This window comes from Desemzia sp. C1 (assembly GCF_020882875.1).
In the GTDB taxonomy this organism is placed as follows: Bacteria; Bacillota; Bacilli; order Lactobacillales; family Carnobacteriaceae; genus Desemzia; species Desemzia incerta.
This window is the reverse complement of sequence record NZ_JAJIZP010000001.1, coordinates 13,654-37,916: the sequence shown is the minus strand read 5'-3', so window position 1 is coordinate 37,916 and position 24,263 is coordinate 13,654. Positions and strand designations below refer to the sequence as shown.

Here is a 24,263-nt window from a genome sequence, read left to right as displayed (position 1 = left end):
CATTAAGTATATAAAAGAGATCAGGGATTCCTGGGTAAGGGACTTCGATTCTAAGGACACTCTCGTAAAGTATCCAGGAACATTCAGCCAGGAAATAACTGAATGTTCCTAAAGTGATCAGGAACCAGAATGGCTTGTCTGGCTTCTCGGCAGTTTTATAGGCCTGATAAAGCCAGATGGATGGGACAGCTGATCCAATCAGAGACAGGGTATTCCCACCCCAGGTAAGTAGGTAAGAATCGTCTTGAAAAAGGAAAAGCCATAGATAGTAGAACAGCGTAAATGCAAAAATAAAAATTAATACGTAAACATTCTTTTTCTGAATAGGCATGGTAGTTCTCCTTAAGTAATAAAGCACATGATCAGTTTATTATGGCAACTGAATCAGCAAGGGACTGGGAAAATGTCTGGATATTTGATTAAATAATTATGAATATTCATCCTGTTTAAAAGTATTATACCTGAATTATTCATAATACTCATTCTTTACGCTTTAAGCACTTAACTCAAGTTTTAGACTCTTACAACTGGGTGACTGAGGCGATTTTGGGGGTTTGCCCCTTTTTTCCAAAAGGGGCAAGGTTTGAATTTTGTGTTTTTATTTATCTGGAAACTCAAAAGTTAATTTCATTTCGTTAGTTAGCTTTAATTTTGCTGAGAAATTGCTTCCTTTTTTGCTTTTGAATCCTTTAATCAAACTGGTTTCTTTTTTACTTAATAAATCTCGTACGTTTTTCTTTGTAAGTGCTTTTTGACTCCATCTTTTAGGTAACGTAAATTTGCAACCTTCTGTGTACCCCGAACAACCATAAAATTTCCCTTTGTCTATCACACTTTTTTTGCATTTCGGACAAGTGCCAATCACTTTTTCATGTTCAATATGACTGGCTACATCTGCAATATTCTCTTTTTTATCTTGGAAGTTTTGCGGTATTTTTTCAATGAGGTGTTGCAGAAACCGCTCGATACTGCCTAAAAAGGCTTCTTGTGTACCTTGTTTGCTTCGTATCTTTTTCAAGTAGCGTTCCCATTGGGCGGTCATGCCTGCATTGGCAATTTCATCATCTGCAATCATGCGACACAATAATTCGCCTTTTTCAGTCACATAAATCTTACTTTTACTGATAGTAATATAGTCCTGCTTCTTCAAGGTTTCAATAATACTGGCTCTGGTGGCTTCGGTTCCGATTCCTTCAGTTTCTTTGAGAATGTCTTTGCTATCCATATCGTCCATTGTCCGTCCAACATGTTTCATAGCGGTTAGCAATGTACCTTCTGTATAGTAGTTCGGTGGTTGAGTTTTCCCTTCCTTTGTTTCAAGGGCGAAAGCCACTAATTCATTAACGGTTACTTCTGGTAAAAACTGGTCGTCCTTGTCTTTCTCTTCTTGCTTGTACAGTCGTTTCCATCCACGCTCTTTTTCTGTTTTTCCTTTTGATTGAAAAAGCACTTGGTTGATAGCTGTATTAATCGTGGTTTCGTCATAGATATAGGGCTTTCCAAAGATTGCTAGGGTTCGATATAACACAAGAAGGTAAATACTTTTTTCGTCTTTCGTTAGATCATTGAGCTTCGGTAACGTCTTGGTTGGAATAATCGCATAGTGTTCTTGTACTTTGCTTCCATCTACATACCGTTTATTTTCACTTAGCTGCGGTTCGTCAATCGTTGCTTCTGCTAGTTCGAGATACCGATTGAGATTGCTTTTTAGATAGTCAAGCTCTGGTGTACCGATATAATTAGTGTCACTCCTTGGGTAAGAAAGCACCTTTCTTTCATATAGTTTTTGAGCGATAGAAAGAGTTTTGTCTGCACTATACTTAAAGCGTTTGTTCGCTAAAGATTGTAAATCAGATAAGCTAAAGAGTTTTGGGGCATACTGCCTTTTTTCTTCTACTTTGACATTCGTTATTTTGGCTTTTTCTGCCTGCTCTAATTGGTTGGTTTGTTTGAAGCCTTCAAGATTTTCTAGTGTATCAAACCGTTCTTTGTATTTCCCCCTGTACGTGCCGTTTGGGTGTTTGAAATTGGCATACAATTCATAAAACGGCTTGCTGACGAAATGTTTAATTTCTTCGTTGCGTTGGTAAATCAAGAATAAAGTCGGAGTTTGGACTCGTCCAACGCTAAACACACCTCTCATGCCGTTTTTCTGCATATAAAGAGTGTAAAGACGGGTTAGATTGATTCCTACCAGCCAATCAGCAATTTGTCTGGTTTCTGCTTCTTTGTAAGTGGAATAAAACTCCTGCCCGTCTTTCAGGTTTTGAAATCCTTTTTTGATTTCACTGATTTCAAGGGAATTGATCCAGAGTCGTTTAATATTTTTACGGCTGTTTCCCGAAAGGTTAATAACCAAACGAGCGATTGCTTCGCCTTCTCGATCACTATCTGTCCCAATAACGATTGTATCAGCTTCATCTAAATGTTTTTTGACAATTTTGTATTGTTTGACTTTATCTTTTGATACTTTGAATTGATATTTTTCCGGTAAAATCGGCAATATATCTATTTGCCACTTTTTCCATTCGTCCTTGTATTCATTTGGTTCATACAACTCTACCAAGTGACCGAAACCATAAGTGATTACGGCATTTTGGTAGCCGTTCCCCTGCACTGTATAGTACCCATCTTTTCGTGCCGATTTGTCAAAGGCTTCTGCATATGCAGAAGCCTGACTTGGTTTTTCAGCTAAAATGACTGTTTTGTTCATATTCATCACATCTTTCTATTGTTGTTCAATAGGAGTTAGGGTTAAATTTCCGTTTTCTTCTCTTGATTCCTCTGTTGTTGCTGTTAAAACAAATTCATCATTTTCTTTTTCAATATTGTATTCAATATTTACGTCCTCTTCGGAAGACTGAAACACAATCTTAGATTCTTCCTCGTTCAATGAGTACGAATATCCAAAAGGAAAGCCTGCAAGGTCAAAAGTGACTGTGCTTTCTCCAAAATCAGCACTATAAGCGTCTCCTTTTGTAGATACCACATTCCAATTAGTTGATTGTAACTCTTCATGAACAGAATTTCCAAAACTACTGCAACCCGATAGGATAAAGAAACTAAATATAGTAAAGAAAAGAACGATTATTTTCTTCATAATAAATTACTCCTTTTTGTTTTTATCTACGTGCCACTAAATGCATAGCAGAACGTGCCACGCTTTGCCCTGTTCGTCCAACTCCACTTGAGAACCAAATACTTCTTACTAAACTTGGTCCAGTAATGACTAATGCCCCTGTACCGATCAATGCAGGCAATTTCGTCCAAATAGTATCAGCTTCCATAGTAAGTGCTTCAACAAACAACGCCATAGATAAGGTTAGCACTATAATTGTAACAGTATGACTGATAATATCTCTCCACCAGTTATCAATAAAACTGAAGCTTTCTGATACTACCGAAATAGCAACTAACGGGGAGAGTATTTCGTCCATTAATAACTGAGCTTGTTCAATAAATATTTTGAAGATAAAGAAAGCCACAACAATCATAACAAAAAGCCAAATAAGTAACTGCCCCATGACTCCACCAAATACATCTACAAAATTTTCTGACTCTACTAATGATTCAATGCTAACTATCATTTCATCTCCCATCAAACCTACAAAATAGTCTGTAAAAGGTTCGATTATGCCATTCATAACAACTGATACAGTAAAAGGCATGAGAACAAGCAATATACCTGCTTTGAATGAACCAACTACTGTATGCCAAATGTTAGCTTCTTGACTGCCTTCTGCTTCTCCGACTAGCTGGTTGATAACCTTTCCTAATGCTACGCTGACAAGCAACAATCCACCAAACCATACAAATAAATCATAGGCTTGTAGAGCTATGCCACCGAGACCTTCATAATTAAATAAAATGTTTTGCAAAAAGCTAATGAAAATCTCGACAAGTTCAATCAACCAATCTCTTATCATTTCCAATATTTTAGTTCCTAGATTGTCAAAACTTGGCATATCCTCATTTCCTTTCTAAGAAATCGCTATTCATCTACCGCTTCGGTTAACCCATCATCTTGAAAATCTTCTAAAAAGGCACTTACTGCGTCATCATGTGCTTCTTCTTTAGCTTTGTTTTTCATTTCCTCTAATTCGTTTTGTCTTTTTTCCATTTCCTGTTGTCTTTGTTCTTCATTTTCTTCAAATTCTTTGATTTCTTCTTCTAAACGTTCGATTTGCTGAGGGTTTGGACGGTTGACATATTTGTTTTGACTCAACATTTCAAAGGGATCTGGGAACAATTCGAATTGATAAGCTTTTTTTGCTTTAATAGGTGGCTTATTCGCAAAGATAATCAATTCCGTATAATCTGGCATACTTTTAACTTCTCCTGCGGTCATAAGGTCACGCCCTGAATAACTTTCATTATCAGAAGTGCTTGTACTGCTTCCCTCTTGCTTGGCATTTCTACTGTTTGAACGGTTGCTTGTTTCCACTTTTACAGTGGCTTTTCCAAGTAAATCAGAAAAATATTTTGCAGTGGTATTGTTAGCAGCATTCATACAAATTTGAATGGAGCAGTTACCTAAAATCGATTCAGCTTTTTCTTTGTTATATCGGTCTTGCAACTGTGTGAGTGTTTGAATGATTGTCGATACTCCAATTCCATACCCTCGACAAGTGGCTAAAAATTCTTCATAATTCGTGAATTTTCCTAAGTTTACAAATTCATCTAATATAAAACTGACTGGTACAGGTAGTTTTGAATGGTGGTTAGAAGCCAATTCATACAGCTGGTCGAACAATTGAGAAAAGAAGATATTGGTTAACCCTTCCCAACTAGTATCCATGACTGGAATAACGACATATAGCATGGTCTTTTTTCTTCCCACATCTTGTAAATGAAAATCGCTAAACCCTGTAAAATTTCCAACTGTTTCATTGATATAATCAGAAATTGTCGTTAAGAGAGAAACAATAATGGAACCTTTCATATCACCACGAGATTTTTTATAACCTAACTCATACAATTTTCTTGCAGGGTGTTGAATATCTAGGCTTAAAAAGGCTTTGTCTAGTTCACTTTCTTCGTCATCATTATCTGCTTCTCCATGAGTTTGTAGAAACTCCACAATACCGCTCATATTGCGTTTGGTCGGGTGTAGTTCAAGTTTGGCGTATAGTATCAAAGCAGAGAGCAAAGAGCGTTGAGAGTAATACCACACATCTTTTTTGCCGTCTTTATTCGAGCTATCGACAATTTTTGTTGCTACATTGGTCGCTTCTACATCAGAAGTGACATAATCAATCGGGTTGTAGCGGTCTGAATGTTTCATTTTCGCAAAATTGATAACATGAACGTCATAGCCTTGGCGTTTCTTGAAATCAGCTGTGTGTTCGTAAACTTCTCCTTTTGGATCAGTGACGACTATGCTATTTTCTGTTTCATTCAATACGTTTGTAATCACAAAGCCTTGGGTTTTGTAACTACCAGGTCCACCTACTACCATGATATTTCGGTTTGGCTTACTATCTGTTGGTTGAATGATATACTCTTTTCCAATTCGTCCTAAAATCGTGCCTGTCATACAAATAAACTCCTTTCTATTGTTTGATAGACTTCATAAATTCTGATTGAATATCTCTTTTAGATTGCTTCTGGAAATTTTTCTTATCAAAAATATCAGTAGCTGTACCCCAACGAGCTGAACCATGATACGCATTTTTTTCTTCTGTGTCCCAACCTTCTTTTTTCGATTTACCTTTATGTAAAACAAAAGAATAAATCAAAATCGCACCTGTACCTAAAATAAAGAAGGGGTTTTTCTCCTGCCAATAGGTTTGAATGACGTTAGGCAAGTTTTGGAACATAGCGGTAATTTCTTGGATAACTATATCGCCTGTAATGTCTAACTTATATTCGGATAAGATAAACAGTGCTTCCAGTGCCATCAGTAAGATAGCTTCCAAAAAGAGAAATGTAATCACTATCCATATGAACTTTTTTAATAGGCTTTTAGCTGTATCATTCATTCACTATTCTCCTTTTAATAAATGGTTGGTTGTTTCGGTATAATTTCAACGCTATCAATTCGGTATTCATTGTTTCTTTCAAGAAGATTGAATTGATAAAGATACTCGATCACAACCGGTTCGTTATCTTCTACTTGGTAGCTTATTTCTGCTACATAGATAAACCGATTATCTCCTTGTAAACTCTGATAAACTTGTTCATTTGAAGTAGAGCTTTGAATACCAATACTAGGTTCTAAATTATTCCCTACACCACTTAACAATTCATGACTTTCTACTGTAAAATAATTTTCTGTTTTGCTTAAACGTTCATTGTAAGTTTCAGTTGTGTAATTCAAAATATTATTAAACGCTGTTTGGATAAATTGGGCTTTATCTTCTAAGTTTGATACATCTTGAACTTCTTGATATTCGCTTTCTTGTTCGATAGTTAGTGCAGTGATTTCTTCTTTTAATTCGGAATTTTCAGAATACAAACCAATTATCGAAACAACGCTTAACAATAGCAGGATTGACAAACCAATTAAACCAGTGTTCTTACTCATAGTGTCACTTCCTTTCTTTCAAGGTAAAAGGTCAGTATGATCTTATACCTTGAACAATTAATGTGGAGAAAAATCTACAAAGTTACGAGGGTTAACTGGATTGTCTTTGCCGTCAAGTACTTCAAAATGCAAGTGAACTCCCGTTGTAGAACTTCCAGTTGTTCCTGTTAACCCAATAATTTGCCCTTTATCTACGAGGTCGCCAATATTCACGCTTGGCGGTTGTGCAAGGTGCAAATATTGAGTGTAGAGAGTATTGCCATTAGCAGAAACGTATTCATCATGTCGTATTCTTACCATGAATCCTCCTGTTTGGCTGTACCCTGTATATTCAACTGTCCCTTCTCCTGCTGAACCAATCGGCAAATTAGCTGCACCAAGTGGAGCTAAATCAATTCCCGCATGTAATTTTCCCCAACGCCAACCGAGTTCCGAAGTAACGACATATTTATCTTCTTGCCCCAGATAAGGGTTTTGTAGTTGACCGAAAGCAGTATCTTTTCCGAGATTTCCTACTGATTCTCCTAAGTAGCGTTTTACATGGGCGACATAGTTCGGGTCTCCATAGACTCCCCAACCAAGTTGTGCTTTCATTTTGTTGGAAAACTGTTGTGCAAGGTCAACCGAGTGTTTTCCACCATTTTGTGCCACAAAATTAATATACCCATTCCCCATGTTATAGGCTTGAATAGCGGTATCGACATCCACCCTTGCATTTTCGGCTTGTGTCATAACTTCATCAAAGTACCGCACACCTACTTCAATACTAAAGAGAGGGTCTTGAATCGTATTCGGTGGCAACCCTAAACTTTCACTTGCTTGCATGATATCAAAGGAAGCTGTACCGCCACTTTCTTGTGTCGTAATGGCTAATAAGACATGTATATCGTCTGTTCGTCCATATTTGGCGAGTTCTTGTTCAATATAGGGTTGCCACTGCAATACGGCTTCTGGAACTTCTCCTGCACCATAAGAACCTAAATTGCTTTGACGTTGTCCTTCACGTTGGAACAGTAGTGTGACGATAATCAAGAAAAAGAGTAAGAGAAGCACAATTCCTATCGCTATCCACTTTCCAAAACGTGAGAAGAAAGAGAGTTTTTTCATGAAATCAAACTCCTTTCTCTACTCTCCGTTGTTGCTTAATTCATTTTTTTGTTTGTTCAATTCGTCAATTTGATTATTAATTTCGTCGATTCTGTCTTTATCATCGTCTTCGTTCAGGTCGTCTTTTTCTTTGTTTAATTCGTCAATTTCTTTTTGAAGGTCTTTCTGTTTTTTATCTGCTTCTCCATTGGCAACCGCTTTAGCAATTACTTCATTTTCTGGGTATTTTTCTTGTACTTGCTTGGCTTTTTCGACATTGCCTAATGCAATATACTTCAATGCCAACCGTTCGGCTGTATTCTCGTCAGTCAAAAAGTTCAATACGTTTTCCATTCCCGATTGATCCTCGGAAATAATGGTTTTTTCATCCGTTAATTTTCCTTGTGCTCCTTCTGATAAGGTGTCTCCGTTCAATTCCGAAATGGCTTGTACATTGTCATTTTCATACGCTTGTTGAATCACCGTTTCCAGTGAGCTTTCTTCGGTATTAATGGCTAACTGGTATTCTCCTTGTTCGGCTAACTCATTGGCCACGCCTGTGAGGTCGTAATCAATTTGCTTGTATAACTCAATCGCTTCTTCGTAATTTCCATTAGCAAAAGCTTCATTTGCTTCGATTAATGTATCTTTTTCCGCTAGCTGCTCTTCGTAACTTTCAGCGAGTGCCAGTTGATTGCTGGAAGCATGGACTTGTGTGAGGACGATTCCCCCAACGGCTACAATGCCCAATGTAGCAATAATGGCGAGATATTTATGTCTGTTTTTCTGTTCTCGCTCTTTGGTATTGGAGATATAGTCATACGTGATATAGTCTTCACTGTCCTTAATGAAGCGAAGCAAGTCGGTTCGAGTAGATTGTGCGTAAATCTCTTTGATCAGCTCGTTTCCTTCTTGCTTGACTTCTTCTGGCGAAAGCAAGCATTTTTCATAACTAAGGCCACTCAATACACTCACTACACACGCTTTGTACCGTTCTAAATTGCTGTATTGGTCTTTTGGCATGAACCGGTTCGCCAGATAGGTATAGCGGACGGTCTGCATAGGGTGGTAATACATTGTTGCTGGGTTTAGCGATACATAATAGTCACTGTATTTGCCTAAAATGTCTTCTTCTAAAATTTCTTGTGCGATAGAAATTTTAACTGGATAGGCTTCATTTTTTATTTTCGTTAAATTGGTTAATTTGGCGCTTTTATCAAACTGCAACATCACTTGTGTATCGGATTCTTTGACATCGACTAGAGGAAGAAATTCCTCACGATCGCTTAGCTGGAATTCGCTTATTTCTGCGATTTTGTCATGCGTGAATTGGTGGCTGTCCATTTCAAATTTAACCGTGTCATTGGTTTCTTTAATGGTTCCAAACTCGAAATTATAGACGCGGAACTGTTTTTTGTTTTCCAATTCGTTTCAACTCCTTCGCTAAAATTGGAAAGTCAACGCTTCTTCTTCTTCAATGGGGGTCATTTTAATGCAGTCTTCGTAATTTGGTTCTTCGTCCGAATACTTCTGCTTGTACTGCTCTGGGTCAATTAGACGCAATTCTTCTGGCGTTAACGTGACGTTCATAAACGCTCGTTTCGATCCGTTGATAATCAAGGCTTCCCCTTGCTTTTTGTGCGAAAGCAACCGTCGTTCTTTCGCTGAAAACGGCATATGCAATTTTTCTTCTATGTCGTTTAGCCCTGCATTGTCTAGCCCGAAGAAAAGTTTCGTGTAACTGTTTCCGATAATGGCTTCCCCTACGTTCCTTCCGTTATCCATTGTTCCGTCCAACACATCTTGAATTTGTTGTGTACCTGCGATTGCTCCGGCATTGTATTTTCTAAAACGCTTATATGCTTGGTAGAAAAAGGTGGAAGCGTCTGGGTTTTGGGTCAAGAAATGAAATTCATCTACAAATAATTTAATGTTTTCTGTTCGATTTTTAGTGATTTCATCCCACAAAAAGCTGAACGTATTCAGATAAGCAGCTCCTTGAATATCGGCTTCATTTTGAAGGGATTTCAAATCAAATGACAATAAATCAGTTGTAATGTTAATATTGGTTGTACCATTGAACAAGGTATTTGAACCATTTACATAACTATCAAGAATGTAGTAAAAATCTCGAATAATCTGGAATCGTTCGTTATCTTCTTCACTTTCTTTCATTCGTTCAATTTGTTGGTATACATCACCTAGTATCGGCCATTCGTCATGGCTGATATTTTTTATGCTGTCATACTTCAAAATACCGCTATTTCGGTAACAGTCTCTCAGTACTCTGTCTAAAATACTTTTTTCAACTTGGGTTAAATCGGGCTTCAATACTTGGAAGAAGCCTTTCACACGTTGAATTTTATCTTTGACTAGAATTTCCATTGTGATAGCTTGGTTGGTATCGAGTTCTTCCGAATAAATTTCTAATGGGTTGATTCTTGTACTTGAGTTACTGCTTAAATGCACTACCTCTCCGCCAAATTGTTCGACAATATCGGAATATTCATCTTCTGGATCAATGATAAATACTTTCACGCCTTTAGCGATATACCGCAAGAGTTTTTGTTTCATGTAAGTGGTTTTCCCTACCCCACTTGTTCCGATAACAACCATATTTTGGTTCAGAACGTTTCGCTTATCGCTGTAATCAATAGCAATCAAGCTATCGGTATCTTTGTTGATACCTTCAATATCACTTCTTGGCGATAAGTCTAAGACTTCTCCATCATCAAATGGGAAGGTGCTACTGGCGACTTCGGTATTCGATTGTTGGTAAGTGTAGTCACGCAACAAATTTTCTCCGATTGGAATGGCACTCCAAAAGGCATGATATTGAGCTTTGATAGGGTTCATAGGCTTCAATTGGAGTTTGGTTAGTGTATTTGTCACACTGTCGGTCAATGCTTCCAATTCTTCCAAACTGTCCGCCTGCAAGAAGACATACATGCATTGATAGAGATAGGTCACTTCACTATTCAAATACTTGTTTAATTGCATGTTAGCGGTCTGAATCGCTTGTTCAATCCGCTTTTTCTTCAGTGGGTCATAAGTATCAATCTTTTCGGCTTCTTTGTTCTTAATGGCTCGGTTGTAGTAATTCACCATTTCATGAGAATTGCTGCTCTCGAAGTTTTGAATGATTGTTATGTTTCCTTTTTTCCGCTTCAATTCAGATAACCAATTGCCACTTTTTACTTTTGGATAGTCCACGATCGTTAATACTCGGATATAGTTGCTTCCACTCTCTATGTGGTCTGGGTATTCTTCCCAACTGAATGGATAAATGGCATGTACGCTCGTATCATCTAAAAAATCATCTAGGTTTTGGACTTCTTCCGTTTCTTCGAGTTCAAGTTCTTCTATTCCATTTTCTACGACTTCTTTTGTTTCTTCGTTTTCTCTTGTAAGGAAATCAAACACACGATCACATCCTTTTATTTTCCGTTGTAGTTAAAGAGATTTTTTAAGACAGCTATAATTTCATCTCCATATAGTTTTTTAGCTTGTAAATCATGTTGCTCAAATGCGTCTTCCAAACGATTGATATAATGATTTACTTTCTCGTCTAAATCACTCACTTTTTTGTCTAAAGAGGTTAACGATTTATCGGTTATTTTCTCTCGTATAACCAATAAATGGCGTTTCGTACTCATTTCATTGCGGTAGACTTTGTTATTAAAGTAATCAATGTATGAAGCAATCAACTGCTTTCTTGCAGGATTGTTTTCCTCTAAATACCGTTTTTTATACGCTAAAATGTAATCATCAAAATTGACTGGCATAGTTATATCTAGGTATTGTTGTTTTTCTTTGGAACTGTCGCCCAATGTATTCATCAGAAAGGTATTGTAGGCTTCAAATGTATAGGTCTGTTCTTCTTCACTTAGCAACTCTAAGTTAATACCTGTGGTTTCGATAATGGCGACTAAATACCCTGTTTTGGTGACGATATAGCCTTGATAAATGGACTTTATCAAGGACATATCGTCAATGGTTTCTTTTCCTTTATTGATCGGTCTAGGCTTAAAGGTAAATTCTAATTTGTTCTCTTTTTGTGTATCTTTCTTCTTTTTCCCAAAACCAAACATCAGAACATACCTCCTTTCCCATGTATATCTTTTCTTTTAACGATAAAAAATCTATGCTGTCGCTTGTTATAGCTTGATTTCATTTTTAGGTAATCAGTTAATCGGATATTATTTCTGTTTTTCACTGGTTTAGAAGTCAAAACAGCTAAAAGAATCGTCAAAAGAAAAATCGAAATGGCTAATTTAATGAATACCCATTTAAGACTATGAGGCGGAAGAAATAAAAAAATCAAACAAACAACGAAAACCGGAAGCACATATACGGCAAGTTCTTTTAAGGACAACCCCAGAAACACACCATAATCACTTGATATATTTTCCGGAAAAATAAATTGCTTCTCTTTTTTGTCGTTCATAGTACCACCCTTCTCCGACTTACTGGAACAAGCTATAAACCCATGGAACTACCCATACAAGAGCGGCTGAAATGGCAACCAGCCCTAAAACTCGTCCAATGGCTTTATATACTTCATTCTTTTCCTGTGGATCATCGGCACTCGGCATACGTTTAATCACAATCCATAAACCAACAACGATCCCAACTAAAACGACAATACCTGTCAATACGGATTGAACTGTTGTTAATGCTCCGGAAATTCTTCCTTGAATATCTCCTGCAGCTGCACCTAAATATAAAGTTTGGAAATTATTTTGTAGAAAATTCATCGCTCATTCTCCTTTATTTTTCTTCTTCTCTTTGTAAAGCTATTGTTTGTTCTTGCTTTTGTTCTCTATGTTGGTCTTGCTGTTTTTTAAGCTGTTGAGCCAATTCCTCTTTATCATCTTTATATGGAGTGAGTCGTTTCAACTTATCGCTTTGAAATGTACCGATAAAATATTTTTTCTCTCCGTTTTCGTCTTCTCTTTCAATCACTTGCAATTGCTTTTTGTAGCGTCTAATCGCTTTATTTTGTTGTATATTGAATACTTCCAAAAAGCCTTCTGCGATACTTTCTCCTGCAAAAGATAACTCATTCATAAACGTGTGATTCCGTGGATTTGCATTCGAAAAATCTATTTGATTAATGTGGTTAAGAACTTCGTCTTTTCCTTTATGCAGATTATTACTTTTAATATGAGTAAGAAAATCATCTTTTTTAATTTTCAAATCATCATAGTGTTGGTTGATTGCTTCATGCCGTTTTTTGTTTTTCTTTTCTACGTCATCTCCTTTCGAAAGTTTTACTTTAATATTTCTTTGAAACCTTTCTATCATGTTTCCACCCCTTTCTTGTTTTACATTATAGATAAGACAACAAGAAAATACTTATTTAGTGATTACAAGTTTTAATAATGTTATTGGTATTTACTTGTATTTAAGTATAAAGAAAAAAGCTAGAAACCTCAAGCTTTTAACTTCGTGTTATACACACTTTTATAAACTATATTTCGGTAGGAATAACAGCTAACAACTGGTTTATTTTATGCTCCCGTTCACGACAATCAATTTCATCCAATTTTTGAATGCTGGGAATCGTAAATTCTAAACCTTTACGCTTTCGGCTACCTTTATCAGCAGAAATATTGTATGTCGTTTGTTCATGTAAATCTCTCATAAACGCATAGTTTAATAAGGTTTTTTGAGATATTTTTGTTTCTTTAGAAAAATCAACAAAACGATTTAGAATATCCTCTTCAATATTATACACACGGTTCATTTTATCGGATTTTTCATCAGATTCTTTCCAATAGTTATGTTCTTTTGGAAAAACAACATGGAATAAAGCTGAAGCATATTCGTTAATAGAATATAAATACAAAGATTTATCTTTGAAAATTCTTTGGTGAAATTCTGGAAAATCAGAAATAATTATATCTGTATCTGTTTCTTCATTTTTTTTAATCTCCTGAAGAGCTATAGAAATTTCATCCTCTTTCAAACGAACATATCGGTGAATGTATAGTTTTAAAAGAATAATGTTATTGCGAGTGGTTCCTATAAAATTTGCTTGTCTTTCTAAGCGCTTGTAATTCTCCTTTGTCATACGTAATTGCAACGTTTTTTGAATCTTCACATTATATCACTACCTTTAGCTTAGATATTTGTCGTTTGTTCTTTCTGTTTGCTCTTTTTCGACTTTTGCTTTCTGCTATTCTGTTTTTTTAATTTCCGTTTATTTCTCAAATCTTCTAACTCTCTGCGTTTATTTTGCTCATTCGCATTAATTAAATTATTGAATACATTGAGATTGTTTGCAAGGAAACTCATCAAGAAACCGTTAGATTGAGTCATATACTCCTGCGGAACGTCTAAACCATTTTCTTTTACTTCATTCAAGAAGTATCCTCTCATTTTCGGGTCAGAAATAGTGTCATAAATCTCTTTTAACTCATAATCCTTTTCTATTTTATTCCACTCTTCTTCTGTAAAAGAGTTTGTTTCTAGTTTATAAATGAAAGATAAACCGATTTTTTGCTCTGTTGTAGAGTATTTATTGACTGCTTTTTCGTTCGCTAAATCAACAAGTTTTTCATAAGACATTCTATTTCCATAATAATCAATTGTCTGCGACAACGCTTCTTTTTGCTTGATACTTAATTCTGTTGTATTCGCATTAGGGAAATAGGAACAAATCGTATTATCAAAATACTTCTCAAGGATCTCTAACGAACGAACTTGAATATTTTGGGTATTATAAAGCTGGCGATAGACCTTTTGGTCATCTACGCTTAATTGAGAAATTAGCTCTTTTGTTATTCCTCTTTCGTCTAAAAATCCATTTAGCTCATTTGTCACATGGAATAGTTTTTTCTGGTATTCATGAACTGGCTGAACATATGGGTTTTTCATAATCGTCGTCAGCATATAATTCAATTCGTTCTCTTGAGCTTCACTTAGAACTTGACCAATTTCTTGTGCAGATAGAACCCTATCTTGTTTCAACGTTTCTTCCGCTATCGCCATTTTGTAATAAGTAGAATAAGTATATTTTTCGTTCAATTCTGGATAGTATTTTTCATAAATGCGGGTAAATTGTTTCTCTAAAATATCTTTACCCATAGAGATACTTTCTCTTGCTTCTTTTATCTTATTGAATGTGTCGTTAAAATTCTGATCTGGCTGAATTTGAGAGTTCACGTTGACTGCTCGTTCCCAGTTATTAACCATGCGTTGTTTGTCCATTAAATTATCATAGCTCACATAAATTTTTAGGTTTTTTGCAACAGATTTAAGTTGTTGTTTTTCTTTCGGTGCTAAACCAGAAGAAATAGATTTTTTCGCTTCTTTCTCTACATACTCTTTCCGCTCACTTTGTTTATCATAGTTACGCTTTGTTCTCTCTCTATTTTGTTGGCAACGGTCAGAAATTTTTCCTTCTTTTTCCATTTGTCTAGCAACATAACCTTCGTGAATGGTAGGTTCTTTTTCAATACCTAACTCAGCATGACTTTTTTCAGAAATACGCTCTGAAAAACCATTTCTCTCTAAGTATTTATTTGTTATATCAGCCCAGTTTTTTCTCCAAAGGTTTAGTTTATCTTTGCTATCCCAATCAGTCGTTCTTTGTTTTCTACTTTTCTTATCTCCACTAGGATAATATAATGTATTGCCTTCTTCATCTTTAAGAATAATTCTTTTACTTTTAGATCTCCAATTTCCATTTTTATCAAAAGGACGCATAGTTAGCATAACATGAAAATGAGGGTTGTTTTCATTATCTCTATGAATAAAAACGTCTGCAACCATACCTTCATCAACAAAGTTTTTTTGAACATATTCTTTTGTTAATGCAAGTTGTTCTTCTTTTGACAATTCAATAGGCAAAGCAATATTTATTTCTCTAGCTAATTGAGAATTATTTGCTTTCTCTACTTCTTCTACTCCATTCCATAAATACTCACGATTTAAGCACCATTCGGGTGCATGATCTGGTTTTAAAATAAAAGTTTCAGGTTGTGTTTCTCGCGCATAGAATTTGGTTTCTCCATATCTTTCGCTATATAATCTTTCACCACTTCTATAAGCAGCACTAGCGATTGCTGATTGCCCTTTTCCTCTTGATATTGTCGTACAACTAAAATGATATATAGCCATGGAATGAAACCTCCTTTTCTATGTAATGTTTTCTGCACGAGCGAAGCGAGTTCTTAATTTTGCACCGCAAAATTTCACATAAACCAAATGCTATTTCAATGGCGTTTGGTTACGCACAAACACGATTTTTTAATCGTGTATAAGTGCGCCCTTTACTGTACTCACATTTTACCATAGGTCTATTTTATTTACAATTTTTTCCCGTTATGGTACGGTTGATTAAATAATAAAGGGGTGTTTAGTTTGGCGAAAATAGATAAATTACAGGATAAATTGAGGAAACTAGAAGAACAAATTGAGAAAGAAAAAGAAGAAGCACATAAAGGATTAGGAGAAGAATTAGTTAAACGACTTGACCTTGATTATGAATTATTAAGCACAAAAAAAGAAATTAAATCCGTAGTTGAGTTAATTGTCAGTGAATTAAATTCCAACCCTTTTTCTAATGATATAGAGAAAAACGAAACAGATATTAGTTCAGATCCAGAACCAGTAGTCTCAGGACAAGAAAATGACAATGACACAACACAATGTTAAGAAGTTAATTGCTGAAAAAAACAAATTAGATTTGCAAATAAAAAGAGAAAAAGAACAGCAAAGAAAAGACCGAACAAGAAGACTCATTCGTAAAGGTGCTTTGCTTGAAAAGTATTTTAATATTGAAGAATTAACAGTTGAAGAAACTGAAATATTTCTAAAAGAACTTTTAGAAAAAATAAAACGATCATAAGTAATCTATTTGGATTACTTATGATCGTTTTTTGTTTACATTGATTGAGTTTTTTCTTTATGTTTTGTACCTTCACTGATATCTCGAAGCTTGTCTTCGTATTCCTCATTATTTAAGTAAATCCCATTCACGTTTCTTTCTTTTAAGTCTGGGTGTTTAATCAAAACGTCTCTCAAAAAGTTACGGTCTAACCATTCTTTACCAGTCATTCCTTTTTCCCATTTTTTGATTTCTGTTGTGTCAATTTTTGGGGTATGAACTCTTTGAGTAAAGATTTGATTATCTTCTGTTTCTAGTCTAACGGTGTGAATCTGATATTTTCCATCTGATTGATTTTTGGAAGAAATTTTTGTGCATTTTAACTGTGTATCTTTCAACTCATCATAATGGTTTTTTCCATATTTATCAGTGAAAAATTTCAAGCGGTTAGCAATCTCTCTATCAGTAAGTAGTTTATTATCCTCTTTAAGGTTTTGTTCCTGTTCTTGTTGCAATGAATTGTATCTTCTTGTGATACTCTCAATCATTTTTCCAGAAACGTCTTTTACCTCTTCTAATGACTGTAAATATTCTTCGTTTTCTACGTCTTTTTTCGTCCAGCTTGCTAGGTATTTTTTACTATAGTCTTCTGTATCTAATTCAAAAGTTGAGCTCACTACATAAGCGGTCATTTCTGCTTGGTATTCTAAAATACTCGTATCAGCTAAGCTCATGTTTTTTTCTTTCATTCTTTGTTCATTGTGCATTTGCGCATGAGCTAATTCATGTAGCAAAACTTTCGTTTCTTCTGTTTTTGATAAGTCATCTCTTAATAAAATATAGTGATCAGAAGGCACATAATACCCTTTAGCTGCACTGTGCGTTTTCCCATGCTTAACAGGAATATTTTTTTCTTTTGCATAGTCATGGACGGCACGATTGAATGACTTAAATTCTTCTTCTTTTCCTGCAAACTTAAAATTCTCTGGACGGTTAGGGTAAAGTTTTGGATAATCTTCTTCCGGACAATCTGTTTGCGTTATATCAAATACCGAAACATTTATATAGCCCACTAACTTATTTTTTACTTTAATTTTTCCGTTATCAATCTGCTTCTTTTCTTCCGTATTCGCTTTAGTAACAAATTTTTCTACATTGTTTTTATCTCTAAACACATCTTGAAAACGAGGAGCTAATATCCGAATCGCTTTCTCGCCTTTTTGGACTTGATACCCTTTTTCTTGAAATTGTTTATAAGAACCGACACCGACTGCACCATTATACTGCGTCTGAATTAAAGCTGCATTTCGGACGGAATATTTCCTAAATTGCTTTAGATAGTTCAGCAACTTTAATTCTTCTTCTGGGCTTTTTTGATAGCCTTTGATTGCTTCGTTCATTTTGTTTGTGAGTTCGTCTATTTGTTTCTTTTTATCTGCTCTGCTTTTTTTCCATTTTGCCAAACCATTCACTCCTTTACGTTATTACAAACGTTGCGTGACTGTTTTTTCTTGTTTCATAAATTCAGCAAGTGGCTTCGCTTCTGCTGACAGCTGCGGAATAGGGTTTTGAATCGTTAAATCAGGTTTTCTTCTGACTGCTTCTGATTTAATATCTTCGCTTAACCATTCGTATCCATTCATTTCTTTAGACCAATCTTCTAGTAAATCGTGTCGCTTCTTAGGGGAACTAATAGTGTAGTTATAACGATTTTGGCTCTTATCTTCCAACTGAATGTTATAGTCAGAAAAATGATTTTTCTGGCGTACATTTTCAATATTTACTAACCTCAAGGGTTCAATTTCTAGTTTATGGAAATGATTGACTCCATTTTTATCAGTCAGGAAATTTAGGGTTTTCGCTACGGATTCATTTTGATTGATCTCTCTCACAAATTCAGCAAAATCTTTTCTTAAGGGCACTAAATTATTTGACTGAAGCTCTCGTACACATTCCTCTTTTGTACTTCGCAAGCTGTCCATAGAAGCGCCGTATTTGTCAAAATAGGTCAGTTGATACATTCCCTCTTTTTTGGCACTGGGCGAAACAATGACTTCACTAATCCCATTCGAAAACAAAGAAGCGCTTCCGTTTTCTACATGCTGAGTCAACAAACTTTTTCTTTCTAAATCTATTCTCTCTATTTTGTCGAAGCCTTGTTCTTCGTCATACATCATGTCTATATAAGACTCTGCCAATAAATTGTGCGCATGTAGCAATTCACTTTTATTAGAAATAGTTGTCTCATGCCCAATTTTTTTCAGTACATCTTTCAAGTAGTTCTCATATGAACTACTTGTTTTGTCGTCTTGTCCCTGAAAATCAAGGCTAGTTGATACCTCATGAAGGTTCTGACTGTACGAAGAAACAGGTTCGGATACATACCCCAAACCTTTTATACTAGTATGTTTGCCTTCTCCTGCCACAATAATGTGGTCTACCAAGTGAATATCAAACAGCTCTAATGCTTCTTGTGTTTTTTTAGTCATTTCGATATCCGCAATAGAAGGCTCACTCGATCCGCCAGGATGATTATGTGACATGACGGCAGCTTTTGCGTCATAGATTAACGCTTTTTTTGCTACTTCTCTGGGACTAATCATGGCACTGTCAACGGTACCTTCTGATAAGATTTCTGTTTTGATAACGTTTAATTGGTTATTCAAAAATGCTACAGCGACATATTCTCTGTCTCTTTTTTCGCTGTAGTAATTAGTGAAATAGTCACGCACTTTGGTATCGTTGTTCAGCTTATATTCTCTGTTATTATCTCTTAAATTTTGATATAAACGCCTTATTTCAGCGATTTCTTGCAGTTTTCCCTTTCGTTCTTCACTGACATTTAACGTATCGGGGTGTTCGTACATATCTTGTATGTTGTGTTCTTTCAAATAATCAGTGAGAGTCTTCTTTGGGATACCGGTGTATTTCTTGATTAACTCAACAAAACGCTCTTGATCTTGTTCGTATTGGAAAGGTCTATTGTCTATCGACTTCATACGTTTGTTCTCCTTCCCAATCAATCAAAAACTTCATTTCTTTGATTGTTTCACTTTGTCGCTGAGTTAAACCAAATGTTGACGGTCTGATAAATAATTCCACTACGCTGACTTCACTCTCAACGAGCTCTTGTATTTTTTTTTCATTCTCTACTTCAGCAAGTTGTAACACCTTGGAAATAAGCTCTTTTTTTGAGAGTTTACGATCAAGTTGATTTTTCTCAATGTTTGTCTCTTCTGGATAAGAATAGTTCATTGTTCTCCCCTCTCTTTGGCGGTTATTCACTGTCAAGGTAGGTTAGCTGCATGTTTTCCTTATCAAAATGCACATACACATCTTCGTCATTTTCTAAACTTTCTAGCATTGCTTGATACAGTTCTGCTTGATCGGCAGTTAGTTCAACCGAATAGTCTTTTTTGGTTTGCGGACTGTATACCACCGCTTGCTGAAAATCAGTTATTTCTAATAGCAACGCAATCTCCATTCCTACACCCTTCCTTTCAGCCATAAACGGCTCTATTTTCCTTCCTAAGCAACTTTTTTCCTTTGAGAAGTAAAGACCCTGAAGAATACTAAAGATTGATTACAGAGGCTGTTTTCGAGAAAAGAAGCTAAACTAAATCAAAGCGGACTTGAATAGCTTCCAAACAAAGTTTTGAGTTCTGGTCATCCAAACCGCTAAATAAAGTTGCTGGGTCTGCGGAAGGATACCCGTTATACAGGTTAAACCCCAACTCAATCATATGTTTCATACTATTGCTAAAATCAGTTTTTTCAAAAGAATCGAACTCGATTGACCGATTTTTAAAATCGTAAAGAGAGTCAATCTTGCTGTAAATCTCTAAATTACCCGAAAACAAGTAAAATAAAGCTTTTCGATAGGTGTCTGTTGGATCTGTTCCGTCTTTTGCAAGTAATTCAAGGTAACGCTGTTCATGGTCTTTCATCAGACATTCCTTCTTTCTTCTTATTTTTTCATTTGAGACGTTTGAATAAAGAAGTGAGGGTTTTTATTCACTGTTTTGCTCAAACTCACTTAGAAGTGCCTAAAAAGTGATTTATCCTTCATTTTCTTCAAGAAAATCAATTATTGGAACAGCTGGTTCATCTCGGTGTTCTTGTTCATACTTTATATTTTCAGCAAACGAAAGGAAATCATTTTTGAAACTCGAAAATAAAAGGTTATTCACATCTTTTTTGATTTTACCTTGCCGATCTAGTTGAATAATTCGCCAAAATGTTTTGCTTAATTCCAACTTGAATGCATCAGATCTATTCGTAAAGTAAGAATCTAAAGCAAAGTGAATACCAGATTCTTTTTCTGCGCTTTGGTGTGCATAGTAAAGTTTCTCGTAAAACACTCTGAAAGTATCAAACTCTCCACGACTAAATTTTTTGAAGTTAGAAACAATCCATTCGCCATAGTTACCGATAATATCATGTTCTTCAATGAAATGGTCGATTAGTTCTTTTTCAACCTCATAATGGCCTTTATATGCACTAACAGAATTTTCTAGTCTTTCATTTTGTTCAGCATACGATTCTTTATTATCTTTATTATCTTTACTAGTTACTAGATTATTATTACTAGGGTTTAATTTTTTGACTTCAGAAGTATAATTTTTAGACTTCGTCTTGTTTTCGGATTCAGAAGAACCTTGATTTACCGGCGTTTCGAAGTCGGCGTTTAATTTTTGAACTTCGTCTTGTTCTTCTCCCTCTTTGTTGCCTTTTCGTTTTTTCATAGACTCAGAAATTTTACGTTTTTCTTCTTCGGTCATTTTAGACTGATCTTCAATATCGTCCTTATCTTTTTGAATGACATATTTTGCTTCTTCTTTGCTTGCAGCAACAGGTTCAAGTAAATACAAACGATTTGCTCGTCCTGTTGTTTCTTCAAGTAGTAATCCTGCTTCTGTTAGTCTTTTTTTGATTGCGACCACAGTTGCTTTTGAAACATTTAATACGTCCATTAAACTTTCGTTTCGATAGACAAAATAAATATCTCCATTATCGTCAACCCAACCATTTTCAACACTAACATTCAGCCGATCGAACAAAACAGCGTAAGCTAGCTTATCAACTGGCTTAATTTTTTTTTGATATTTTTCTCCATACATAAGCAGCTTTGGAAGCTGAAAATAAGTATATTTGGCTCTTTCCATAATGTTGTGTTTTTTGTTTTCAAACATAATAAAAACTCCTTCTCTATTCCTAACACATCAGCGTAGAGAATCAGGAAGAAGTTAAGTACTTTACAACTACAAAAAAGGGTTGTAAAATAGTAATATATGATTAACAAAATCTTTTTAGCGCCAACTAGAAAGAAAACCATATATCCAAACAGTTTATTATTACTTCTTCCTGACTACGCCAATAGTCAGGTTTTTTTATTTTTCGTATTTACAAGTTTCTGTAACTTTATTATAGATACTTTAACACAAAGATTAGTAGATTTCACTTTTTTTGTTTTTTTATTGTCATTCAAAAATAAGCACACGTAATTAGTATAAAATGCTTGCTTATTGATTGTCGTTTTGCTAACAGAGGTGCTGATGTTTTGGTGTTGAGCATAGTTGTACCCTAGACTGGCCATATAAAAATAAATATATGACGATCTAGGATACAACATGTGTGTATTGTCTATATGTATTGTAAAATGCTAACGTCGGCGAGACGATTGGAGCCACTATCACATCTGTATGCGTTGGTGCTGTTAACACACCTAAAACCCTCTTAAAATCCTCCCTAAGAGCATTGTTTTAGGTTACCGGGCTTTTTCGGCCCAGGATTACCACCCCCACCGTTCAATCGGCCGTAGTCGCCATTCAGGGCAGGCATGCATACAGTGATACCTGTGATCCCCTATCTTTAGTTATTGAGGCGGCTAAAGAGAAACCGGTCCCCTTAGTCCCAGTTTTTCATGGCTGCAGCTTGTCCCCTACAGTGTTAAAAAAGTCCCATTATTGCCAACTCAAAAAGAGGCTGGTATAATAGACACATATAACCGGATAAGTTTTGTGTGTCTCGTAGATTGGCGTCTACGGGGCTTTTTTTGTATTCAATTTTTTTCATGTACTAAAGATATCGATTAAACAAAGGTTTGTAAACGATTTTCGTCAAAAAAAAAAAGTTGTGTTAGGATGTTAAGATGGTATTTACCATTTGAACATTCTGACATTATAACACTTTACCATTGTAACACTTTACCACTTTAACACTTAGGGGGAGTATTAATAGTTTGTTGATATAACAATATTTTTACGTTATTAAAATAACACTTTAACATCTTACCATTTGAACATTTCACCATTTTACCATTATAACACTTTAACATTTGAACATTTCACCATTCTAACACTTCAACACTTCGGGGGAGTTTTAGTACGTTTATAAAGAAAAGTTAATGTTTTGTCACACTTTGGGGGAGTTTCAGTATACTTTTTTTAGGAGTTCAGGTATGATAGTGGTAAATAACATTTAGGGGGAGTTAACATATGACAGCAACTGTAATGAGTTTTGCAAACTTTAAAGGGGGAGTAGGGAAAACTTCCACTACAGCACTCGTAGGATACAATCTAGCTAAATCGGGACATAAAGTACTTATTATCGATTTTGACGCTCAAGCAAACCTGACATCTTTACTTTTAAAAACAAAATCAGCAGATAGCGATATTATTACCATTGATAAGTCATTAATGGGAGCTATTAATGATCAGATTCCTTTAAATGAAGTAACGATAGAAATTACAGAAAACCTTACTTTGATTCCAAATGCGGTTGATTTTTCTATGTATGCTAGATATCTGGAAAGAAATTTCAACAATGAATTAGATCGCGTATCATTTTTTAAAAAGCTAATTGAGCCTTTAAAATCAAATTACGACTTCATCTTTATAGATGTGCCACCTACTCTAAGTTTGTTAAATGATACGGCTTTCTATGCTTGTGACCAAATTATAGTTGTTTTACAAACACAAGAGCGATCATTATCGGGTGCAGAGGTGTTTATAACTTACTTACAAGAGACTTTGATTAATGAATTTCACTCTTCCGTAGACATACTAGGCATTTTACCAGTATTGAGTAAAAAAGGTGCACGTGTGGACAAAGAAATTCTTAAAGCCGCCTTGGAAAGCTTTGGACCTGATAATGTTTTTGAAAATAAAATATCCATTATGGAACGAATTAAGCGAATGGACATGGAAGGCGTTACGGATAGTCCCAAAGACATTCATGATCGGAGAGTTCATGAGATATTTACCAACGTATCTACCGAAATTTTGAGTCGTTTAGAGAAAGTAGGGGTGTAGAATGGCGCTATTAAATCATGATCAAATAAAAAATAAAAACAAAAAAACATTGACCCGTGGACCAAAGATTGAGATAAATAACCAAGTGAGTCGTGTTGATATTGATAAAACTAATTATGATAAAGAACCTTCCTCAAAAGAAAAAGCCATTGTATCCAGTTTTATAACGGAACCCGTAAATATCCGCGTCGATAATCATATCCGCAATAAAATAGCGGCCCTGATTACAATGGGGCATTCAGATAGTCAAAAAGAAATGGTAGAGACTTTTGTCAATTTATACGTTGATAATTTAAACGATAGTGACACAAAACGTTTTATGGATTTAGTTCAAATATATGAAGATAAAGACGTCAAAAGACACCAGAAGAAAGCCAAAAAATAATGTTATGATGTTACATAACATTTTACCATTTTACCATTATACCACTTTAACACTTAGGGGGGGGCCTTTGGGCAAAGGCATCTTAAATAGGTCTACAGATTAGTATTAAGGAATGGA

General features: G+C 35.4%; 25 protein-coding genes. 4 read left to right on the top strand and 21 right to left on the bottom strand.

All coding sequences use genetic code 11. The annotated features are described in order from the left end of the window. Positions 1–598: 598 nt before the first annotated feature. The 15 genes from LMF32_RS00180 to mobQ all read right to left on the bottom strand — a co-directional run bounded on the left by LMF32_RS00180 (position 599) and on the right by mobQ (position 15,739). On the bottom strand, positions 599–2,713 hold the full coding sequence (locus tag LMF32_RS00180; RefSeq protein WP_230523422.1) for a type IA DNA topoisomerase: 2,115 nt from the start codon (positions 2,711–2,713) through the stop codon (positions 599–601). Positions 2,714–2,728: 15 nt separating this feature from the next. Beyond that, positions 2,729–3,100 carry a hypothetical protein gene (locus LMF32_RS00175; RefSeq protein WP_230523421.1) on the bottom strand — a complete coding sequence of 124 codons (372 nt, stop codon included), beginning with the start codon at positions 3,098–3,100 and terminating at the stop codon, positions 2,729–2,731. A gap of 22 nt (positions 3,101–3,122) precedes the next feature. Further along, positions 3,123–3,965 (bottom strand): conjugal transfer protein TrbL family protein, encoded by an 843-nt coding sequence (locus LMF32_RS00170; protein ID WP_230523420.1) that lies wholly within the window; start codon positions 3,963–3,965, stop codon positions 3,123–3,125. A gap of 26 nt (positions 3,966–3,991) precedes the next feature. Then, a complete protein-coding gene (locus tag LMF32_RS00165; protein WP_230523419.1) occupies positions 3,992–5,536 on the bottom strand; it encodes a VirD4-like conjugal transfer protein, CD1115 family in 1,545 nt (514 codons plus the stop codon). A gap of 16 nt (positions 5,537–5,552) precedes the next feature. Continuing rightward, positions 5,553–5,981 carry a hypothetical protein gene (locus LMF32_RS00160; protein ID WP_230523418.1) on the bottom strand — a complete coding sequence of 143 codons (429 nt, stop codon included), beginning with the start codon at positions 5,979–5,981 and terminating at the stop codon, positions 5,553–5,555. A 14-nt stretch (positions 5,982–5,995) separates the two neighbouring features. Further along, positions 5,996–6,526, bottom strand: a complete 531-nt coding sequence (locus tag LMF32_RS00155; RefSeq protein ID WP_230523417.1) for a hypothetical protein — start codon at positions 6,524–6,526, stop codon at positions 5,996–5,998. A gap of 57 nt (positions 6,527–6,583) precedes the next feature. After that, on the bottom strand, positions 6,584–7,633 hold the full coding sequence (locus LMF32_RS00150; protein WP_230523416.1) for a lysozyme family protein: 1,050 nt from the start codon (positions 7,631–7,633) through the stop codon (positions 6,584–6,586). Between the two features lie 18 nt (positions 7,634–7,651). Next, entirely contained in the window at positions 7,652–9,037 is a 1,386-nt protein-coding gene (locus LMF32_RS00145) for a hypothetical protein (RefSeq protein ID WP_230523415.1), read from the bottom strand. A gap of 18 nt (positions 9,038–9,055) precedes the next feature. Beyond that, a complete protein-coding gene (locus LMF32_RS13480; RefSeq protein ID WP_230523414.1) occupies positions 9,056–11,035 on the bottom strand; it encodes a DUF87 domain-containing protein in 1,980 nt (659 codons plus the stop codon). Positions 11,036–11,049: 14 nt separating this feature from the next. Next, positions 11,050–11,703, bottom strand: a complete 654-nt coding sequence (trsD, locus tag LMF32_RS00135) for a TrsD/TraD family conjugative transfer protein (protein ID WP_230523413.1) — start codon at positions 11,701–11,703, stop codon at positions 11,050–11,052. Further along, positions 11,703–12,059, bottom strand: coding sequence for a PrgI family protein (locus LMF32_RS00130; protein WP_230523412.1), 357 nt, complete (start codon positions 12,057–12,059; stop codon positions 11,703–11,705). The genes trsD and LMF32_RS00130 overlap by 1 nt, the downstream gene beginning before the upstream one ends. Positions 12,060–12,078: 19 nt before the next feature. Further along, a complete protein-coding gene (locus LMF32_RS00125) occupies positions 12,079–12,369 on the bottom strand; it encodes a CagC family type IV secretion system protein (protein ID WP_230523411.1) in 291 nt (96 codons plus the stop codon). A gap of 13 nt (positions 12,370–12,382) precedes the next feature. Beyond that, positions 12,383–12,919, bottom strand: coding sequence for a hypothetical protein (locus tag LMF32_RS00120; protein WP_230523410.1), 537 nt, complete (start codon positions 12,917–12,919; stop codon positions 12,383–12,385). A 166-nt stretch (positions 12,920–13,085) separates the two neighbouring features. Further along, positions 13,086–13,718, bottom strand: a complete 633-nt coding sequence (locus LMF32_RS00115; protein WP_230523409.1) for a hypothetical protein — start codon at positions 13,716–13,718, stop codon at positions 13,086–13,088. 20 nt (positions 13,719–13,738) lie between these two features. Next, on the bottom strand, positions 13,739–15,739 hold the full coding sequence (gene mobQ / locus LMF32_RS00110; protein ID WP_230523408.1) for a MobQ family relaxase: 2,001 nt from the start codon (positions 15,737–15,739) through the stop codon (positions 13,739–13,741). 243 nt (positions 15,740–15,982) lie between these two features. Between mobQ and LMF32_RS00105 the strand changes: the two genes are divergently transcribed. Then, positions 15,983–16,276, top strand: a complete 294-nt coding sequence (locus LMF32_RS00105; RefSeq protein ID WP_230523407.1) for a hypothetical protein — start codon at positions 15,983–15,985, stop codon at positions 16,274–16,276. Beyond that, on the top strand, positions 16,251–16,469 hold the full coding sequence (locus tag LMF32_RS00100) for a hypothetical protein (protein ID WP_230523406.1): 219 nt from the start codon (positions 16,251–16,253) through the stop codon (positions 16,467–16,469). Before LMF32_RS00105 ends, LMF32_RS00100 begins: the two co-directional genes overlap by 26 nt. Positions 16,470–16,504: 35 nt before the next feature. On the opposite strand, the gene LMF32_RS00095 is transcribed toward LMF32_RS00100, so the two are convergent. The 6 genes from LMF32_RS00095 to LMF32_RS00070 all read right to left on the bottom strand — a co-directional run bounded on the left by LMF32_RS00095 (position 16,505) and on the right by LMF32_RS00070 (position 21,640). After that, positions 16,505–17,911, bottom strand: coding sequence for an ArdC-like ssDNA-binding domain-containing protein (locus LMF32_RS00095; RefSeq protein WP_230523405.1), 1,407 nt, complete (start codon positions 17,909–17,911; stop codon positions 16,505–16,507). A 21-nt stretch (positions 17,912–17,932) separates the two neighbouring features. After that, on the bottom strand, positions 17,933–19,447 hold the full coding sequence (locus LMF32_RS00090; RefSeq protein WP_230523404.1) for a JAB domain-containing protein: 1,515 nt from the start codon (positions 19,445–19,447) through the stop codon (positions 17,933–17,935). Further along, the gene (locus LMF32_RS00085) at positions 19,428–19,703 is read right to left on the bottom strand and encodes a hypothetical protein (protein WP_230523403.1); all 276 of its coding nucleotides are present in this window, start codon (positions 19,701–19,703) and stop codon (positions 19,428–19,430) included. Before LMF32_RS00085 ends, LMF32_RS00090 begins: the two co-directional genes overlap by 20 nt. 22 nt (positions 19,704–19,725) lie before the next feature. Then, on the bottom strand, positions 19,726–19,932 hold the full coding sequence (locus LMF32_RS00080; protein ID WP_230523402.1) for a hypothetical protein: 207 nt from the start codon (positions 19,930–19,932) through the stop codon (positions 19,726–19,728). Between the two features lie 127 nt (positions 19,933–20,059). Continuing rightward, on the bottom strand, positions 20,060–20,395 hold the full coding sequence (locus tag LMF32_RS00075; protein WP_230523401.1) for a DUF6075 family protein: 336 nt from the start codon (positions 20,393–20,395) through the stop codon (positions 20,060–20,062). Positions 20,396–20,506: 111 nt separating this feature from the next. After that, complete coding sequence (locus LMF32_RS00070) at positions 20,507–21,640, bottom strand: replication initiator protein A (protein ID WP_230523400.1); 1,134 nt, start codon at positions 21,638–21,640, stop codon at positions 20,507–20,509. Between the two features lie 1,305 nt (positions 21,641–22,945). Here LMF32_RS00070 and LMF32_RS00065 point away from each other — a divergent pair. Then, entirely contained in the window at positions 22,946–23,761 is an 816-nt protein-coding gene (locus tag LMF32_RS00065) for an AAA family ATPase (protein WP_230523399.1), read from the top strand. Position 23,762: 1 nt separating this feature from the next. Then, positions 23,763–24,146 (top strand): DUF5388 domain-containing protein, encoded by a 384-nt coding sequence (locus LMF32_RS00060; RefSeq protein WP_230523398.1) that lies wholly within the window; start codon positions 23,763–23,765, stop codon positions 24,144–24,146. Positions 24,147–24,263 lie beyond the last annotated feature (117 nt).

What these genes read in the sequence shown, in the direction of transcription:
- LMF32_RS00180 (WP_230523422.1), bottom strand. Translation starts at nt 2,713, where the DNA reads ATGAACAAAACAGTCATTTTAGCTGAAAAACCAAGTCAGGCTTCTGCA.
- LMF32_RS00175 (WP_230523421.1), bottom strand. Translation starts at nt 3,100, where the DNA reads ATGAAGAAAATAATCGTTCTTTTCTTTACTATATTTAGTTTCTTTATC.
- LMF32_RS00170 (WP_230523420.1), bottom strand. Translation starts at nt 3,965, where the DNA reads ATGCCAAGTTTTGACAATCTAGGAACTAAAATATTGGAAATGATAAGA.
- LMF32_RS00165 (WP_230523419.1), bottom strand. Translation starts at nt 5,536, where the DNA reads ATGACAGGCACGATTTTAGGACGAATTGGAAAAGAGTATATCATTCAA.
- LMF32_RS00160 (WP_230523418.1), bottom strand. Translation starts at nt 5,981, where the DNA reads ATGAATGATACAGCTAAAAGCCTATTAAAAAAGTTCATATGGATAGTG.
- LMF32_RS00155 (WP_230523417.1), bottom strand. Translation starts at nt 6,526, where the DNA reads ATGAGTAAGAACACTGGTTTAATTGGTTTGTCAATCCTGCTATTGTTA.
- LMF32_RS00150 (WP_230523416.1), bottom strand. Translation starts at nt 7,633, where the DNA reads ATGAAAAAACTCTCTTTCTTCTCACGTTTTGGAAAGTGGATAGCGATA.
- trsD (WP_230523413.1), bottom strand. Translation starts at nt 11,703, where the DNA reads ATGTTTGGTTTTGGGAAAAAGAAGAAAGATACACAAAAAGAGAACAAA.
- LMF32_RS00130 (WP_230523412.1), bottom strand. Translation starts at nt 12,059, where the DNA reads ATGAACGACAAAAAAGAGAAGCAATTTATTTTTCCGGAAAATATATCA.
- LMF32_RS00125 (WP_230523411.1), bottom strand. Translation starts at nt 12,369, where the DNA reads ATGAATTTTCTACAAAATAATTTCCAAACTTTATATTTAGGTGCAGCT.
- LMF32_RS00120 (WP_230523410.1), bottom strand. Translation starts at nt 12,919, where the DNA reads ATGATAGAAAGGTTTCAAAGAAATATTAAAGTAAAACTTTCGAAAGGA.
- mobQ (WP_230523408.1), bottom strand. Translation starts at nt 15,739, where the DNA reads ATGGCTATATATCATTTTAGTTGTACGACAATATCAAGAGGAAAAGGG.
- LMF32_RS00100 (WP_230523406.1), top strand. Translation starts at nt 16,251, where the DNA reads ATGACAATGACACAACACAATGTTAAGAAGTTAATTGCTGAAAAAAAC.
- LMF32_RS00090 (WP_230523404.1), bottom strand. Translation starts at nt 19,447, where the DNA reads ATGAAGTCGATAGACAATAGACCTTTCCAATACGAACAAGATCAAGAG.
- LMF32_RS00085 (WP_230523403.1), bottom strand. Translation starts at nt 19,703, where the DNA reads ATGAACTATTCTTATCCAGAAGAGACAAACATTGAGAAAAATCAACTT.
- LMF32_RS00080 (WP_230523402.1), bottom strand. Translation starts at nt 19,932, where the DNA reads ATGGAGATTGCGTTGCTATTAGAAATAACTGATTTTCAGCAAGCGGTG.
- LMF32_RS00075 (WP_230523401.1), bottom strand. Translation starts at nt 20,395, where the DNA reads ATGAAAGACCATGAACAGCGTTACCTTGAATTACTTGCAAAAGACGGA.
- LMF32_RS00070 (WP_230523400.1), bottom strand. Translation starts at nt 21,640, where the DNA reads ATGTTTGAAAACAAAAAACACAACATTATGGAAAGAGCCAAATATACT.
- LMF32_RS00065 (WP_230523399.1), top strand. Translation starts at nt 22,946, where the DNA reads ATGACAGCAACTGTAATGAGTTTTGCAAACTTTAAAGGGGGAGTAGGG.
- LMF32_RS00060 (WP_230523398.1), top strand. Translation starts at nt 23,763, where the DNA reads ATGGCGCTATTAAATCATGATCAAATAAAAAATAAAAACAAAAAAACA.